At 50.7% G+C, this 17,118-nt stretch carries 10 protein-coding genes; 1 reads left to right on the forward strand and 9 read right to left on the reverse strand.

Features of this window, described 5'->3' with window-relative positions:
• Window positions 1–3 precede the first annotated feature (3 nt).
• The 8 genes from IEY24_RS25115 to IEY24_RS25150 all read right to left on the reverse strand — a co-directional run bounded on the left by IEY24_RS25115 (window position 4) and on the right by IEY24_RS25150 (window position 13,141).
• A complete protein-coding gene (locus tag IEY24_RS25115; protein ID WP_229223117.1) occupies window positions 4–1,299 on the reverse strand; it encodes an alginate export family protein in 1,296 nt (431 codons plus the stop codon).
• Between the two features lie 88 nt (window positions 1,300–1,387).
• The gene (locus IEY24_RS25120; RefSeq protein ID WP_188937574.1) at window positions 1,388–2,581 is read right to left on the reverse strand and encodes an outer membrane protein assembly factor BamB family protein; all 1,194 of its coding nucleotides are present in this window, start codon (window positions 2,579–2,581) and stop codon (window positions 1,388–1,390) included.
• A 28-nt stretch (window positions 2,582–2,609) separates the two neighbouring features.
• The gene (locus tag IEY24_RS25125; protein ID WP_188937576.1) at window positions 2,610–4,166 is read right to left on the reverse strand and encodes an alpha-amylase family glycosyl hydrolase; all 1,557 of its coding nucleotides are present in this window, start codon (window positions 4,164–4,166) and stop codon (window positions 2,610–2,612) included.
• A 14-nt stretch (window positions 4,167–4,180) separates the two neighbouring features.
• Window positions 4,181–5,227 (reverse strand): SusE domain-containing protein, encoded by a 1,047-nt coding sequence (locus IEY24_RS25130; RefSeq protein ID WP_188937578.1) that lies wholly within the window; start codon window positions 5,225–5,227, stop codon window positions 4,181–4,183.
• Complete coding sequence (locus IEY24_RS25135; RefSeq protein ID WP_188937580.1) at window positions 5,224–6,804, reverse strand: RagB/SusD family nutrient uptake outer membrane protein; 1,581 nt, start codon at window positions 6,802–6,804, stop codon at window positions 5,224–5,226. The genes IEY24_RS25130 and IEY24_RS25135 overlap by 4 nt, the downstream gene beginning before the upstream one ends.
• A 17-nt stretch (window positions 6,805–6,821) precedes the next feature.
• Window positions 6,822–9,794 (reverse strand): SusC/RagA family TonB-linked outer membrane protein, encoded by a 2,973-nt coding sequence (locus IEY24_RS25140; RefSeq protein WP_229223119.1) that lies wholly within the window; start codon window positions 9,792–9,794, stop codon window positions 6,822–6,824.
• Between the two features lie 262 nt (window positions 9,795–10,056).
• Window positions 10,057–11,937: a helix-turn-helix domain-containing protein gene (locus IEY24_RS25145; RefSeq protein ID WP_188937582.1), complete on the reverse strand. Its 1,881-nt coding sequence runs from the start codon at window positions 11,935–11,937 to the stop codon at window positions 10,057–10,059.
• 52 nt (window positions 11,938–11,989) lie between these two features.
• Window positions 11,990–13,141, reverse strand: coding sequence for a helix-turn-helix domain-containing protein (locus IEY24_RS25150; protein WP_188937584.1), 1,152 nt, complete (start codon window positions 13,139–13,141; stop codon window positions 11,990–11,992).
• A 106-nt stretch (window positions 13,142–13,247) separates the two neighbouring features.
• On the opposite strand from IEY24_RS25150, the gene IEY24_RS25155 reads away from it, so the two are divergent.
• Window positions 13,248–14,675 carry a S41 family peptidase gene (locus IEY24_RS25155; RefSeq protein WP_188937586.1) on the forward strand — a complete coding sequence of 476 codons (1,428 nt, stop codon included), beginning with the start codon at window positions 13,248–13,250 and terminating at the stop codon, window positions 14,673–14,675.
• A gap of 31 nt (window positions 14,676–14,706) precedes the next feature.
• On the opposite strand, the gene IEY24_RS25160 is transcribed toward IEY24_RS25155, so the two are convergent.
• Window positions 14,707–17,115 carry an ABC transporter permease gene (locus IEY24_RS25160; protein WP_188937594.1) on the reverse strand — a complete coding sequence of 803 codons (2,409 nt, stop codon included), beginning with the start codon at window positions 17,113–17,115 and terminating at the stop codon, window positions 14,707–14,709.
• Window positions 17,116–17,118 lie beyond the last annotated feature (3 nt).

Below are 17,118 nucleotides of genomic sequence, written 5' to 3' on the forward strand. Positions count from 1 at the left end.
CAATTACCGCGTCCCAACCCACTTAAGGGAAAGCAGACGCGGTGTGAAAGAAACCATCAGATAGCTCCATACCGGTATTTTGCCGGAATCGGGAACCTTGTTGAGCAACTCCATGCGCTGATTGGCTACTGCGAAAGAAAACCCATAAATGATTTCCAGCGTCTTGACAGGCTTGTAGTTTAAGGACAAATCGCTCTCAAATCCCAGATAGGTCCCGCCGATTTCGCTGCCATCTCTGAGCAGCGGGTATTGCGAGTAGAACAGGTGAGAGTCGCCTCGGAGAGAAAGTTTTTTGCCTGCCTGATAGAGGATAAACAAGTACGGATTGACAAGTCCTCGTTCATTCACATCCACCGGGAATTTGGTAAAAAGATTCATGTTGCCCATGAATTTCCAGGCTACTCCGTAAAGCGGTAAGAATGATGCGGATACTTCCTTACTTGTCGAACTGTTACTGCCACTCAGGATTTCCGCTCCCAGTCTGAATAATGTCCTGCCGGTGTTCACGCTGATTTCAGGTTGAATGTAGTAGGCGCGTATTGCCTTCGACGCCGCATTTTGCCCGTACTGGTAGTAGGCGCTGACAGTCGCGTAGAACCACCCGCTTGTGTAGTCCAGCCGCCCGCCATTCGTGATCCGCTCATAGTATTGTCTGTTACCACTCGCCCTGCGAAATACGTCGATCGTATTAATCGTCGTCAGTAAAACCTGATTCGCGAACTTGTATTTCAGGTGGTGTACAAAAAGGTATTTGTAGGTATGTGAGGCGACAGGGGAGTAGGCGGGATCAAAATGCTGCGCATAAGGCCTAGTGAATGCGATTGTCAGATCGGTCTCGAATTTCTTTTTGTACAGGAACCTGACCCCCTCATGTGCCCGGCTTTGCTGGCCCCAGGGCGCTGCGGAAAATATCCTGCCATTGTCCAGTGAAAGTGCTTGCCTGCCAATCCTTACAGAAAAATTGGGGGTAACTTTCGGTTCGGCATAGAGTTCGAAGAAGTTGACATTACCGACGCGGGAAAACTGCCCGGATTCGCCCCAGACGTGGATTTCTTGCGGCGATGCATGCAGCCTGAGCCGGTTGGATTGGTAAGTAATGCTAAGCCTGTTCCTTTGGGTGGTGTAAACCTCCGGCATAAGGGTATCAGCGGGAGTCCACATGAAATTGTCGCGGTATTCGGCTCGGGGCCTGATCTCAAAATCGACGGTCAGCTCACGGCGTAGCGAGTCCGACTGCGCGAAAAGGCCCTTTCCCACACAAATTTGAATAAGAATAGCAGTCAGGTAGCGTTTTTTCATGCTTCGAAAGGCCAAACGCAACAAATGAGTCAGTTTTTTCGCAAAACTAACTCATTTGATCTATTATTTAAGTAGATTAATGCGTTTGTTAGTCTATCGCAGCAGGATCGGCTTTCAGTGCATATAAGTGTCCAGCGGCGTCGCCGAAATAAAGGGTGCCATTATCTAGTGTTGGCCCTGAGAGAATGGAACCCAGCGAAAGTATTTGCTTCTCGGCGTTGATATAGTTGTCCCCATACATATCAAAGTCCTTGCGGATATGGTCGGTCGCATCATAAACCTGCGAATAATTCCGTTTGCTTTGCTCGGTCTGAAATGTACTGTTGACCTTCCCCGTCCCGGGGTCTACAAAATAGATTTTCCCGTTGAAACATCCGAAAACCAGCGAGTTGCCGACAAATAGCGCAGTGGCATAAACACGCATATTTAATGGTAATACCCAGTTTACCTGGCCTGTTTTCACATCCAGCGAATAGAATTGATGCGTGTCCGAGGTTCCGACAAAAATACTTTTCCGGTCGGACAAGGGAGTGGCGATAACCCAGCTGCCTTTTTCCTTCATTTTCCAGATTACCTCGCCGCTTTCGGCATCGAGCGTGTAAATGAAGAAATCGCGGCTGCCAAAGATCACTCTTTCCTGATCCACGTAAGCAGCCCGTTGGATTTCACCTTTTGGAAACGAGGGGTCGCCGATTGTTTTGAATTTCCAAACCACCTTGCCGGTCCTGGCATCCAGTGTATAAAAATGACCGTCATAACTACCGATGAAAACCCTGCCGTTTTGCACCACCGGTGAGGCATGTACGACACCGCCAGTCTGGAAACGCCATACCATTTTTCCCGACTCGCTGTCGATCGCATACACCGAGCTGTCGCCGCTGCCCAGGTATACTATGCCTTCATTTACGACTGGTGAAGATAAATAGTAGTCCCAAAGGTCGTAGGTCAGTTCACCGCCGGTTTTGAAGGCCCATTGCAGCTTGCCTTTTTGTTTGTCAAGAGCGTAAACGCTCCCATCTGCGCTGTTAACAATGATTTTGTTCCCTGTAACAGCAGGCGTCGACCTGATCGGCCCCGCCGTTGCAAACTTCCAGATCTGCTTGCCTGTCTTTTTGTCTACGGCATACAGGTTTTTGTCGTCGCTTCCGAAATACACAGCCGACCCGGTCACGGCCGGCGCCCCGTGAATGCCGCCGCCGGTAGATAGCTGCCATCGAAGCTGCGCGCGGGTGGGAGTGGGCCAGGCCAGAAAAAATAAAAAGAGCAGAACGCGTTTGTTCATTTTGATAAGGGTTAGGAAAGCGCCCGATTTACTGCAAAACGACCGATGAATAGGCAGGGATTTTCAACTTCGAAGCAGTAATGCTGGTTTTGCCGGAAGAAGCAAACAATAGTCCTTTGTTGCGTGCCCCGGCGGGCAGTTCGACGGTCTTTTCCGTGCCGCTTACATTGTGGATCACGAGCACGTCGCCGCTGGCATGCGGCCGGGCGAAGGCGAGAACGCCCTCCTGGGCAACGCCCGCGTGAAGAAGGTTGGCTGGTGCCACCTGCCCTAATGCCGGATGTTCATGACGGAGCCTGATAAGCCTTTTGTAATGGTGATACAGGGAGGTCGAGTCCTGCATTTGTGCTTCCAGGTTGCGGACGCTATCGTCGGTAGAGTAGGATGGTTTCATCCAGCGGGTGCGTTGCTGATCCTGTGCCTGTTTCCTCCATAAAAAAGGCTCGCGGATGTGTTCGTCGGGTTTGTTGCCGAGCATACCTATCTCTTCTCCATAATACAAATACGGTTCGCCCGGAAGCGTCAGGAGCAGACTGGCGGCGAGCTTCATCCGGTCGATATCACCATCAACGGTAGTTCCAATGCGGACATGGTCGTGGTTGTTGTTGAAAATCGCATCTATAAAGTTAGGGTTCACTGCTTCATAGGCCTGATAGGTCTGCTGCAATTGCCCGATCAGGTCGCTTGCTAACCCCGTTTTGAGCATCTGATGCGTTGCCAGGGCGGCGTCGACATTGAAATTGGCTGGCAACCCCTTGAAATACGGTGCCACTTTATCCGGTGTCGACCATACTTCTCCGACCAGATAGGCATCCGGTTTCATGCGCAGGATCTTTTCTCTGAACTCGATCCAGAATGCATGGCTTTTCTCTGCCTCCCAGTCGGGGTAAATGTGTTTGGCCGCATCGAGCCTGAACCCATCCACACCCACTTCTTTGAGCCAGAAATCGGCTACGGAATAGATTTCCTCACGCACTTTAGGGTTGTCGAAATTCAAATCCGGCATACCGCTCCAAAAGAGGCCATAATACTTTTCGGCGCCTCCTTCTTTTAATGCATGCCAGGGGTTTACCTCCCAGGAATCCCCCGATTTCTCGCGGGTGGCAATGCCGAGGGAGTCGATGGTCTTTTGATCCAGCCAGACATAGTAGTCGCGGTAAGGATTCTGTTTTCCGCTTCGGGCCTGTTGGAACCACGGATGCCGATCGCTGGTATGGTTTACCACCAGGTCCTTGATAATGCGGATCTTCCGCTTGTGGGCCTCCGATAGCAGCCTTTTGAAATCATCCATTGTACCAAACTCCGGATCGATCTGCCGGTAATCCATCACATCGTATTTATGATAGGTCGGCGATTTGCAGAGTGGCGTCAGCCAGAGGGCGTCCACACCCAGTTCTTTCAGATAATCCAGTTTTGAGGTGATCCCATTGATATCGCCGATACCGTCCCCGTTTGAATCGGCAAACGAGCGGACGAATATCTCATAGCAGACAGCGGGCGGATTGCCGGTTTGTGCCTGGGTGGCGGCCGCTGTCAGAAGCGACAAGACGGAAAGGCAGCACCCTTTTATTTTAGTGAAATCCATGAAATAATGAGAAGCTACTTTTTAGTGACAGAATACGAATAGTTGCCTGCATTGCTCAGATTGAGGGTGATCTGGTAGGTGCCGGCCGCCTCGATGCGGATATTTCCATTGTCGAGCGTGTCGGGTATGCCGTCGGCATTGCCGTCACCGAACGCCAAGGTCCAGTCGTCATTTGCCCGGAACTTGATCTCTCCCGCCGTCAGGGCCAGTTCAGTCTTCCAAACCCCGTCTTTTGGATCGAAAGTAAGGTCCTGATCTTTATCCCAACCTCCTTTCGTAGCCGAGCCCAGAACGCCCCAGGCGGTCTTTAACGACGACCAGGTGCTTTTGTTCAAATCTACTTTGAGCAGGTAATAACCCGAACCTTTCTGGACAAGATTGCCGGTAGTTCCCAGTTTGCCGGGGCCGCCACTGCCATAATCGCCCTCATTCCAGTTGGGTGCATTGGTAAATTTGAATTCGGTGCTTTCTTCCGGGAAATACACATAGCCCTCGAAGGTTTTGTCATCCTTCACAGAAACCAGCCTGGGTGCTTTCTCGGGAGCCCAGCCCTGATGACTGCCAGGGACATAGATCGCCGGATAAACTATTACGACAAAATAAGGTGTCACGGACAGATTCTTAGTTTCTGAAATGGCATCCATCCGCTTGGCGTCCGCGCCGAGGGACGATACCACACGCGCTTCTATATCTGCCTTTTGGCCGGCAACGAGTTTAAGCTTGTTAATCATCAGGCCGTTAATCTCCGAGGTGGTCAAGGCACGTTTCAGGGAATTTCCTGCATCGATTTCAACCGGCTTCTGGAAATTGCTTCCCTTTTTATCAAACTGAATGGTATAACGGACCACGCTGGCAAAGCCGTAATCCACAGGCGTCCACGAAAGGACAACGGCTTCTTTGGCAGAATGCTCGTTGCTCAACGCGAGAACGGAGTTGTTTACCGACAACACAGGGACAGAGCCGGTGGTGGCGATGGCCTTGATTTCGTCTTTTTCGCAGGAGAAGAGCGCTGTAAATGCGATCAGGGCGAGGAAACCGGATAGTATGCTATTTTTCTTCATGGGTTTTGATTCAGGTTAGGGTTTGCGATCAGGTCGGTAGCCGGGATGGGGAAGAGATTGAAGCTTTCGGAAACACCTCTGCCTTCTTTTACTCCGCCTTTCCATGGCCATAAATAGCTGCCGGAAGTGAGTAGTCCATACCGGACAAGGTCTGTCCGGCGATGTGCCTCCCAATACAGTTCGCGGCCTCGTTCGTCGAGGATATCGTTGAGGCTGATAGCCGTCGCATTACCGCTCGCATTACCGAATGCACGCTCCCGCACTTTGTTGAAATAGGAGAGTGCGGTCGACTCACTACCGCCCGTTCCACCGCGTTTGACGGCCTCGGCATAGGTCAGGTACATTTCCGCGAGCCGGAACAGCGGGAAATCGACCGATGAAAACGAGTTGCCCGTGGAAGGCACGATGGCACCGGCGCGCGTGATGTTCCTGAATTTGGTGATCGCCAGGCCATCGGTGAATAAGGCAGGATCATCCATTTCGATCTTCTGGCCAAAAAACATCGCGCGTTTATCTTTGTTTCCGCTGTAATCGCCAAAGCGCAATGGCAGGTTTTTCGTAGCGCGGTTGCCTCCCCACCCGCCATTGGGAATGCCAAACGACGACGGGTTCATGGCCGCATTGATCCCCGCGTTGATAATGAAGGTAGTACCACCATTGTTCTGTGTCTTGATCCCGTCATAATTGATCGATAGCAGCACTTCCGGATTGTTCAGATCATTATCCCCAAGAAACAGATGTTTGTATTCGGGCATCAGCGAGTAACCCGATTGAATTACCTTATCCGAGTAGGTAATCGCCTCCCCGTATTTCGCCTGGCCTTTGCCCAGATAAACTTCCGCATTCAGGTAAAGCCGCGCCAATAGCGCCCATGAAGCGGCCTTGTCTACACGGCCATATTCATTTTTACGCGGTTCGGCCAAAACAGGTTCCGCAGCTTTCAATTCCGACTCAATGTAGGCAAATAAGTCAGCGCGCTTGATTTGGGGCGGAATATACTTGCCTATCGGATCCGCCTCGGTTACGAACGGAGGGTTTCCAAAAAGGTCTATCAGTACCCAATACTGGAAAGCCCTCAGAAACCGGGCCTCGGCCCGGTACCGACGGATCTCGTCAGCCTCCCCGCCTGCGATTCCCCGGCTGGCTAATTTTTCGTCCGACGACTCACGGATGAATTCATTGCAGACGGTCACGTGAAAAAGGCTCCTGTTATAAAGTGCGCTCAAAAGCACATTGCTGGCCGTCCAGTTAAGGTTGTGAAAATCAGGAATGCCGGGGTCGTTCCACACGCAAACCGCTTCGTCGGTAGTAAGCTCCTGGGCGTTCCAGAAAAGCCGCAAAAAGTCGGCCTGGCCCGGATCGATACCCGCCAGGTCGGAAGCGTTGATACCGTTGTTGCCCGCCAGTGCGAAGCTGCCGTATACCTTGGCGAGTACCTGCTTGTAGTCGGCAGGTGTTTTGTAGGCAATTTCGGCGGTGATGGAATTGGTTGGTGAAAGATTCAGGTCATTCGTGCAGGACGATGCTCCGCCTGCAATGATGACGGACGCTATCAGCGTTTTGTATAAGATATTCATAACTAATGAGTTTTGAATTAAAATTCCAGATTAAGGCCCAGTACGAAAGTTCTCGGCCTTGGATATAAATTGTAGTCGATACCGCCATTGATTTCCGGATCGAGGCCCTTGTAGCGGGTTACGACAAACACGTTCTGGCAACTGGCGTTGATTTTCAGGTTCATGCGGTTGCCCAAAATCCGGCCTGCATTGTAGCCGATACCCACATTGTCCATTCTCAGGAAGGAAGCGTTTTGGACGTAGTAATCCGACTGGTAGCGGTTGTTGAAAAAGTTGGTATTGTAAATGTCGGTCGTGCTGTTTCCCAGAATGTTGTTGGGATTCAGGATGTTCCGCCGCACGCCAAAGTTGGAGGCCACATTATTGTAATTGTAGTTGCCGATGTTGGCCCGCAAAATGGTACTCAGGCTCCATTTCTGATAGGTCAGCTGCGTATTGAAACCAAACATAACCTTTGGGAACGGCGATTTGTAGCGGTACTGGTCTTTCTGGTCAATGGCCCCGTCGCCGTTCAGATCGGCGTAAACGCCTTCCAGTGGTTTGCCCTCCTGATCGTATACCTGTTTGAAAACATAATAAGAGAACGTGTTGTAGTTTACCGACTGGATCTGAATGCTCTGGCCGGTGCCTCCCGTGATTCCGCCCGCGAGATTTCCTGCGAATTCGGGGTCGTTGACGGCGGTGAGGTTAGTGATCTTGTTATTATTGTAGGTAACATTGAACCCGATATTCCAGGTTAGCTGGTCTTTGACAATGGGCGAGCCATTTACGGAGAATTCCACCCCCTTGTTTTCAATATTACCGACGTTGGTCAGGATTTGGTTGCTGAAATTCGAGCCAATCGGAACCGGAACAGTATTGAGCAGATTCTTCGTCTTCTTGTAATAAACATCCACGCTCCCTGAAAGCCGGTTGTTGAAAAAGCCGAAATCCAAACCGGCATTGGCCGTAGCCGTCTGTTCCCATTTGATGTTCTGATCGTAGGCAGCCGGGGCGGTCATGTTGTAAAAAGTGTTTCCGAACTGGTACTGGGACGCGTTGGAACTTACGGAGTAGATGCCCAGGTAAGAATAGTTGGCGATCCCATCCTGATTGCCCGTGACGCCGTAGCTCAAACGGAGTTTCAGGTCGCTGAGCGCCTTGAAAGTTTTGGTGAATTCCTCCTGGTTGAGCCTCCAAGTTAGTGCTACGGACGGGAATACCCCCCAGCGATTTTCAGGTGAAAAGCGCGAAGAACCGTCCGTGCGTATCGAGCCAGCCAGAATGTACTTATCGTTGTAGGTGTAGATAAGCCGGCCATAGTACGAAATCAGCGTGTTTTCTGGAATATCGTATTCGAATTTTGGTTGAGAGCCTTCGATGATCTGCCCGTCGGCGCTGAAATTCGGGTAGAAGTAATTTTTGGTCGCGTTGTTGTAATAACCATAGCCCGCTGTCGCGCTCACGGAGCTTTTAATGCTGCTGATATCTTTCGCATAGGCCAGGTAAAACTCGGCCACCTTATTGTCGACCTTTTGTAAATAGCGGTTATTCTGTCCCCTGGTAGTGAAGTTTTGTGCGGCATATTCGGGAACAAATGTTGTCCCATGTCCTTTCGAAATGTCGTAACCCAGGTTAAGGTTCGCATGAAGATCGGGCAGGAAATGAAGTTTGTAGTCAAACTGCGCATTGCCGAAGCTGCGGGTAACAGTGCCGTTATTGTCTTGCTGGCGGATCAGCGCCACCGGGTTCCTTGGCGCATTGGGATTGAGGGTGATCTTTCCCGCATCGTCTTTGGTGACCCATTCGAAGTAGCCGCCAAAAGGACTCGACTCATCCATGATTGCCTGGGTAGGGTCAAACTGGACCGCGTTGATAATCGCTCCCTGGTTGGCGAAATGCGATCTGGTTTGCGCGCCTTTCAGGTTCAGGTCGATTCTGAGATGCTTGTTAAAGAGCCTCGGACTTACATTGATCGATGCCGAAGGGCGCTGCAACTTGTCGGTAATCAATATCCCGTTTTGCAGCATGTAGCCCAGCGAGATTCTGTAAGGCGTATTTTTTAAAGCCCCCGAAACGCTCAGATTGTTGTCGGTACTCACCCCGGTACGATAGATTTCCTCCTGCCAATCGGTTTTTGAAGAACCCAGCAATGCTTTTTGTTCATCGGTTCCATTCGTTTCGACGTAAGCCCTGAATTCATCGGCATTGAGCGCCTCCACCTTTTTGATGATTTTGGAAACGGCCGCCTGCGTACTGAAATGGATCACAGGGGTGCCGCTCTGTCCTTTTTTGGTGGTGATAAGGATAACGCCATTGGATGCCCGCGACCCGTAAATGGCTGTCGCGGATGCATCTTTCAGTACGGTGAAAGTTTCGATGTCATTTGGATTGATCAGGCTCAGCGGGTTAGGCGCACCGCTTAGGCTGCTGCCGCTGAGGGGTACGCCGTCGACGACGATCAGCGGATCGTTGCTCGCATTCAACGACGCGCCGCCCCGGATGCGGATGGTACTGCCAGAACCCGGCTGTCCGTTGTTCGAAGTGATAGAAACACCTGCTACTTTGCCAACGATCAGTTGTTCGGGACTTTGAATATTCCCTTTTTGGAAATCCTTCGCAGAAATACTCGTGATGGAGCCTGTCAGCTCTTGCTTTTTCTGGGTACCGTAGCCGATGACCACCACCTCGGATAATTCCTTGGAGTTGTCGGCCAGCGCGACGTCGATCACCGACTCGTTTCCGAGATCCACCTCCCGCGTGAGCTTTCCCACGAAGCTAAAAACAAGCCTGGCCCCGGCCGGAACGCCGGATAGCGAATACCTTCCTTTTTCATCGGTTTGGGTACCTAATGCGCTGTTCTTGACAATGACGGTCACGCCGGGTAGAACTGAGCCGTCGTGCTCGTCGGTAACTTCTCCGGTGACGGTACTTTGGGCCCTTAATGCAAAATTCCCGAGAAGGAGCAAAAGGGCAAAACAGACTGTTTTCTGGTAAAGCTGTTTCATCATAAAGGGATAAAATGTGAGCGATTGCTTTTCAATACCTGATAGGTCTAACCGGCTAAATCCAATTATTTATCAAAATATTTCTGGCAAAACTACCTGCTTTCAGAGCCCTTGTCGTCCCACTTCACCGATCCGGCGTTTTTTTAAGCATTAGGGGTATTATGTTACATAATTGTTTATGATACAGGTATTTATGAATAGTAAAATAGCGCCACTTTATAAAATGGCACTTATTTTCCTGATAATTTTAAATGAAAAAGGTCAATTATTCCTCCGGGCGGCTGGCGTTGTAGTAGTCGCGGGGCGTCTGTCCGGTGATTTTTTTGAAGGACCGGTTGAATGCGGTTTTGGAGTTGAATCCTACCTCATAGGCAATGCTCAGCAGGGTGTAGTTCTTAAACCTGGGGTTGTCGACCCGCTTCTTGAAATCGTCTATCCGGTAGGAGTTAATGAAGTCGAAGAAGTTCTTTTCGAATCCGTCGTTGATCACTCTTGACAGGATATGCTGAGATACTTTCAGCTTGCCTGCCAATTCGCTGAGGCTAAGTTTGGGGTTGGTGTAGGGCTTGTCTTTCGCCATGAATTCCTCCACTTGCCGTTTCAGCCCGGCAAGGTCCTCTATTTGTTCGACCTTCCTGCTCCCCGAGCCTTCCGGGACCTCCTCGTCCGCCGCATTCGTTGCCGCCTCGAAGAGCGACTGGGGTTGAGAAGATAATTTGAAGATTTCCGGCTGGTGAATGGCGAAATAGCCTACAAAATAAGTAATCGTTGAAAAAGCCAGCCAGATGGCGTCCACGCTGCCCTCGACGATCTGGGTGACATTAAACCCAAACCAGTAACCCAGCCCGAGCATCACAAAAAGGAAGTACCATAACCTCAGGCAAAGCCCCTGGATGAACATGACGGTATTCAGGTAATGCAGGTTTTGTTCGTAAGAAAAATGACTTTGGTACTGCTCCCTGTAAAACCGGAAAGTTTTGCGGAAAAGGAACCAGAAATAGGTATTCCAGCCCAAAGCAAGCAAGCCTGTGCCGAGAAACACCCCGAAAAGTTTAGCGTCGCGGACAAGGAATTGCAGATGCAGCTCCCTATCGCTGATCAAAAAGAACGGCAAATAAACAAAGCATTGGAGCAATACCGGCAAAAAGAGGGCGAATTGCCTCACCGGCTTTTCAGAATGGTTGAAAAGCAGCTTTTGCAGGTAAATATAAAAGGCCGGCATGTACAGAAAGAGAATGAAGTCCGGCAGGAGCAATATTTTACCAAAAGCCTGCGAAGCTTCGCGATAGCCTCCTATTGTCCGCAGCAGGATCATCAGCGAGGCTACGGCGATGGTAATTACCAGCCACCGGTTCGCCGCACGGTTATAGTTTTGCATCGAGGGGATCGCGATGATCAGCAGAATGCCCTGAAAGACTGCAAAAAGCAGTAACAGATCGTAAAGCGAATAAAAATGGAAAGAAGCAGAAAGGTCCTCCCAACCGTCTATTTCCACATTGATGGACGTATGATCGACTTTTGAATCGCGGTAGATTGTCCGGTTGGGGAGTGCTTTGCCGCTTTGCCGGCCCTCTATCGACTCCCAGCTACCCCGCGTGAACTTGTATTCAACCGGGTCTTTGTCGGTGTAAATGGTGGTCCTGTATGTGCCATCGACGTTCTTATATACTTTGTAAAGCGGGTTGGCCGGTTCCCAGTCGTTAAAATTACCGGAAATGAAAATCTGTGCGTCGTGAGGCGTGTTTTTGGGGAGACTATTGATAATGAATGTATAAACTATTTTTTTCTCCCACCCGCGTATATGAATGCGTACGAGATGCCTGTCTGCCTCCTTTGACGCGTCATAAATCCGGTCCGAAACAGGCTTTCCGGCCGAATCGCCCTCCACCATCGTCCAGTTTCCCTGCGTGATTTTGTACCCGAACTTCGGAGGAACTTTGGCGATATCGAGATAGTATTTGCCCGTCGGGTCCGTCTTGAACTTGTAATTGGGGTCACCGGGACTCCAGTTGTTCAGGTCCGAGGCCAGAAAAAGCGAGGAGCCAGGAGAGATAAGCGCCGGAGCCTCTGTAATTTCGATCCTCAGTTGGGCAAAAACAGCACTGGAAACCAACGCCAGGGCAATGGTTAATAAAATCCTATACATTCGTGAATGATTTCAGTACCGCAATATACGTCCCAGGCGTTTATGCGCGGGCCTATTTCTCCACACTTTCCCTATATCGCTTCACAAAGTCGGAAGGAGTGATCCCTTCCAGTTTTTTAAATACCTGATTAAAGGTGGCCTTCGAATTGAAGCCGCATTCGAGGGCGACTCCCAGAATGGACAAGTGATCGTTGGAAGGGTCCAGTACCTGCTTCTTGAATTCTTGCAGCCGGTACTGGTTGATGAACTCGAAAAAGTTGACACCAAATACCGTGTTGATCACCTGGGACAATTGATGTCGCGGGATGTTGAGCTGTGCGGCCAGGTCGCTGAGGGTCAGGTTATTATTCAGGTAGGGCTTTTGGGAATGCATCAACGCTTTGAGACGCTCCGCAATGTCGCCGCTAACCTGTCCGGAAAGACTGCTTTTGGCATATTTGGCAGCCGGTTCGGCCTGATCCGCCGGCAGTTGTTCGGCAGCAGCTTCGCTCACGGGAGCGAGCGAGGTTTTTTCATTGAGGAGCTTGAATGCAATCCAGTACACGAGCATGACGACCAGTAAAAAATGGGCCGGATAAATACTGCTCAGGTATGCCAGCCGGTACTTATGGGCGTAGAAGGTGACTACCGAAAAAAGCATGATCGAAAATACGATCCACAGGAATTCTTTCAGCCAGAGGATATCGATGAGCTCGCTGTTTGAAAAATACTCCGAGCGTTTCCTGATGTTGCGGTAAAACGCCGCCAATGCATAGGCAGTAAAACCTACGTGCATGAAATTGGTAAGGGTGTTCATCCAGCCAAAATCCGCCTGCGCTACAAGCCGGGCGTCGGCTAAATATGCTGTCTTTTCGACCGTGGGCAGCGCGAAGTAGGGTGTTAAAATGACCAGGTATATCAAAAAAGGAACGAGCGAAAGCAGCTGGCGGCGGTGCAAGTGGAAGTCCGGGTCGGTAATACTTTGAGTAAGCAGCCAGATGAGCGGGCCATATAAAAGCGGCAGCAGCCAGGACAGCCTGCTGAAATGCGGATAAGTTGTAAAAAGGCCCCGAACGTCCAGGCAGATCAGGAAAAGATGGAACATGACCACCATAATCAGCATTGCCAGGATTCGGTTGGGCAACTGATTGGCCGTTTTCCGAAGCAATAGAAAAGCGAGGAAGCCGCCCTGGATGATCCCTGAAAGAAGGAGTGCTGTAATCAAGATTGCCGGGAGAATGTGCTAAAAGTGTACATTGAAGAGGTCTGAACTTGTCGGGAAAGACGACCCCTGCTTTGTTTCGACCCAAATTTGCGTAAAATTTTGAAAAATGAAACGCCGTATACTACTTACATTCCTCCTGCAACTTGTTACCTGCTTTGCAACCGGGGCACAATCCCTGCCCGGGAAAAAGATTTCTTCCGCCGCATTGCTCACAGACCTCGCCATGATCCGTTCGGCCGTGGTAGCCCTTCATCCGGGCCTCGGCCGCTTTGAGCCGCGTGAACGTTTTCTGCATTCGCTCGATTCCGTCAAAACCGTCGTCGCCGGTGCCGATTCTACAACTTTCGTGTCGTTTTTTAGGATGGTGAACCCCGTGCTGGCCCGACTTCGCTGCGGGCACACCAAATTCTTTGCGCCTATGAAAGAATTCCCGTTCTATTTTTTTACAGACAAACTGATACCAATGATCGTGCGTTTCGATAATTCCGACAGGTTGCTGGTGACGCATTCCAGCTATCCGCAGGCCGTCGGCAAGTACGTAATGCACATCAACGGGCAATCTATCGAATCGGTTTTACGTGCGTTACGCCCTCATATGATGGTCGACGGCTTCGTGCAATCATCTGCCGATGCACAGATCCAGCAGTATTTCAGCGCCTGGTATGCCGATTTTATCCAGGGCAGTACCGGGTCATTCTCAGTGGGCCTGACGGACGGCACCGAAACCAGTACGGTTATTGAAATGATGGGCATTAATGTCGGTGCGTGGCAGGCACTTAATCGGAAGAACTCCTACTTAACCGGCCTCAATCAGCTCAGCTTCCCATCGGATACGGTGGCCCGTCTCCGGATCGCGAACTTCTATTCAAGCGAAGGCGACAAGCATTTCAGGCACTTTCTGGATTCGGTATTTACCGAGATCGGCAGTCGGCCGGTACGTCAGCTGATTATTGATGTGAGGGGCAATGAAGGCGGGAACGATGCCCTCGGGAAGCATCTTTATGCCTATATCGCGACGAAGGATTTCCGGTATTACGACCGCATCGAAGTGAAAGTAAAACGCAAAAAAGATGTTCCGGATCGCGGGCACGTGTACCTGCCGCGGTTTCTTGGTCTGGCCAGGCTGGTTATCAAAAAAGACTCCCAGGGTAGGCTGGTGTTCAAAAAACACCAGAACTTTGGCACACATCACCCGCGCCGCGGCGCTTACACGGGAAAGGTCGTGTTCCTGATGGACGGCCTGAGCTATTCGGTAACATCGGAATTTCTGGCCGTGGCACGCGACGAAAACCGGGGCGTGTTCATGGGCGAGGAATCCGGAGGGACCTACCATGGCGACAATAGCGGAACGTTCGCCATATATAAATTGCCCTCTACCGGGCTAGATTTGGGCATCCCGCTCGGCGGATACTACTCGGCCGTGAAGCCCGAGCCGACGCCCGGGCGCGGGATATTGCCCGACGTTACCATTAAGCCGTCACGGGAAGACCTGCTCACCGGCACCGACCCAGCCAATGCGTTTCTTGTCAGGTAAAGTTGCCTATCGGCATTAAGAGCAGGCATGCCTATTCCGTGCGCAAGCTCTTTACAGGGTCTAGCAAGGCGGTGCGAACAGCCTGGTAACTCACTGTAATGAGCGTGATTGCGAGCGTTCCCAGGCTCGCAATCATGAAAATCCACCAGGAAATCTGGGTGTGATAGGCATATTTCTCCAACCAGCGATCCATCGCATACCAGGCAATGGGTGTAGCCAGCAGGCAAGAAACCGCCACCAGAATGATAAAATCGCCCGAAAGCAACTGCCATAAGCTGGTAACCGACGCGCCGAGCACTTTGCGGATCCCTATTTCTTTCGTCCGCTGTTCCGCTATGAAAGAGGCCATTCCGAAAAGGCCGAGGCAGCTGATGAAAATGGCCAAGCCTGTAAATATGGCTGCCAGCTTGCTGATCCGTTCTTCGGCTGCAAATTTCAAAGCATATTCCTGGTCCGCAAACTGAAAGCTAAACGGTGAGTCGGGACTGTACTTTTTGAAAGTAGCTTCAATGTTTTTCAATGCCGAACTCGCGTTAGCTCCCGGGTTGAGCCTCGCCGTCACAAACCGGCCGCCTTTGGGATGAATGAAAAATATCGACTTTTTGACGGGGTCGTAAGGTGATTCCATAAGCATATCCCTGATCACGCCAATGATCCTGAAACGCCTTCCATCCCAGGTTACGGTTTCGCCGATCGCGTCGTTCAAATCGCGTTTTCCGAGGCCCATAAACTTCACCGCCGCTTCGTTGACGACAAACCCGGCGGAGTCCGAGGATAAGGTTCTGGTAAAATCGCGCCCGGCGATAAAGCTCCACCCGACTGTTTTTCCAAAACCATGTGAAATACCAATTGTCGCAAACTCGGAATGCAGGCCGGGATCTTTGCCTTTCCAGTCGAAGCCTACATTTGCCGAAAAAACCTCGGTAGGCGGGGAAGCCGACTCTGCTATCGAGGTTACGCTTCCTGTTTTGACGAGATCGTCCAGCACCGCATCGAAATGCCCATGGATGTCCTTGTTGTTTACCAGCATGGTCACGAGGCCTTGCCTGGTATAGCCGATAGGGCGGTTTTTCGCATGAAGAATTTGCCTGTAAACGACCACTGTCCCGATCATCAGCATGACTGAAACCGTAAATTGAACAACTACCAGAATTTTTCGCGGCAGGGTCGCCCGCATTCCCGAAGGGCTCCATTTGCCTTTTAGTGCCTTAATAGGTTGAAATGAAGATAGATAGAAAGCAGGGTAGGAGCCTGCCACGAAGCCAGTCAGAAGTGCGAAAGCGGCTGCACCCGCGAGAAAGATCGGGTCGTTCCAGGGAATTAGTATTTGCTTGTCGGCAATTTCATTGAAAGCCGGCAAAGCGAGGCGGGTCAATGCCAGCGAGAGGACGAAGGCAAACGATACAACCAGGAAAGATTCACTGAAAAACTGGCCCACCAATTGCCGCTGCAAGGAACCGATCGCCTTTCGGATTCCGACTTCCCTGGCACGTTTTCCCGAACGCGCCGTACTCAGGTTCATGAAATTGATACAAGCCAGCAGCAGCACAAATACGCCGATCGTGCCAAAAAGCCACACAAATTCAATACGACCTCCAACGTTGTTTCCGTTCTCCCACTCCGAATACAAGTGCCAGCGATGCATGGGATGCAGCAGGATTTGGGGCTTGAATTTCAACTCGTCTCCGCTGACTTTTCGGAGCTTGATGTCCCGGATTTTCTCGGAAACTGCATTTACATCACTGTTTTCTGATAGCTGCACCAGGATCTGAAAAGAACTGTTTTCCCATTCATTGTTTTGCAATGCCTCTTTCACCCATTCGGTAGAGGAAGCAAACAAGTCGAATGGCGCTATGAAAGCCAGGTCATGAAATTCGGAACTGTAAGGAATATCCTCGTAAACTCCTACCACCTTCACATCCAGGTTCTGATCGATCTTCAACATCTTGTCCACCGGGTTGGAATGTTTGAAAATTGCTTTGGCAGTCGATTCGGAGAGCAGTATTGTTGCAGGATCGCTTAGCCCCGCCGCGCTTCCTTCGATTATTTTCAGAGATAGCATTTCTGCCGCGCCTGCCGACATGAAATTGCCCGGCTTTGTAAAACTGGTCCCGTCATAGGCCAGGGCGTGCCTTTGCACCCAGGAAGTAAACACTACCCGTTCGAAATCTGCTCCGAAGTTGGTTTTGAGCTCCTTGAACAACGGCGCGGGGACATTACCGCCCGTGTTAATTTCACCGTCGAGGGTTTGTTGCTGCATTACCCGCGCAATCCGTTCGTAGTTTTGATGGTATTTGTTGTAGGAAAACTCATCATAGATCCACAGGCCGATCAGCATGGCAACCGTCATCCCCACAGCAAGCCCTCCGATATTAACTGCCGAGTAAGTCTTGTTCCCGGCAAGGTTACGCCAGGCTATCTTGAAGTAATTGCGAAACATGAT

The organism is Dyadobacter endophyticus (assembly GCF_014641595.1).
GTDB lineage: Bacteria > Bacteroidota > Bacteroidia > Cytophagales > Spirosomataceae > Dyadobacter > Dyadobacter endophyticus.

Bases quoted from the DNA above. Each gene is read 5' to 3' on its own strand.
- IEY24_RS25115 (WP_229223117.1), bottom strand. From the start codon at position 1,299: ATGAAAAAACGCTACCTGACTGCTATTCTTATTCAAATTTGTGTGGGA.
- IEY24_RS25120 (WP_188937574.1), bottom strand. From the start codon at position 2,581: ATGAACAAACGCGTTCTGCTCTTTTTATTTTTTCTGGCCTGGCCCACT.
- IEY24_RS25125 (WP_188937576.1), bottom strand. From the start codon at position 4,166: ATGGATTTCACTAAAATAAAAGGGTGCTGCCTTTCCGTCTTGTCGCTT.
- IEY24_RS25130 (WP_188937578.1), bottom strand. From the start codon at position 5,227: ATGAAGAAAAATAGCATACTATCCGGTTTCCTCGCCCTGATCGCATTT.
- IEY24_RS25135 (WP_188937580.1), bottom strand. From the start codon at position 6,804: ATGAATATCTTATACAAAACGCTGATAGCGTCCGTCATCATTGCAGGC.
- IEY24_RS25140 (WP_229223119.1), bottom strand. From the start codon at position 9,794: ATGATGAAACAGCTTTACCAGAAAACAGTCTGTTTTGCCCTTTTGCTC.
- IEY24_RS25145 (WP_188937582.1), bottom strand. From the start codon at position 11,937: ATGTATAGGATTTTATTAACCATTGCCCTGGCGTTGGTTTCCAGTGCT.
- IEY24_RS25155 (WP_188937586.1), top strand. From the start codon at position 13,248: ATGAAACGCCGTATACTACTTACATTCCTCCTGCAACTTGTTACCTGC.
- IEY24_RS25160 (WP_188937594.1), bottom strand. From the start codon at position 17,115: ATGTTTCGCAATTACTTCAAGATAGCCTGGCGTAACCTTGCCGGGAAC.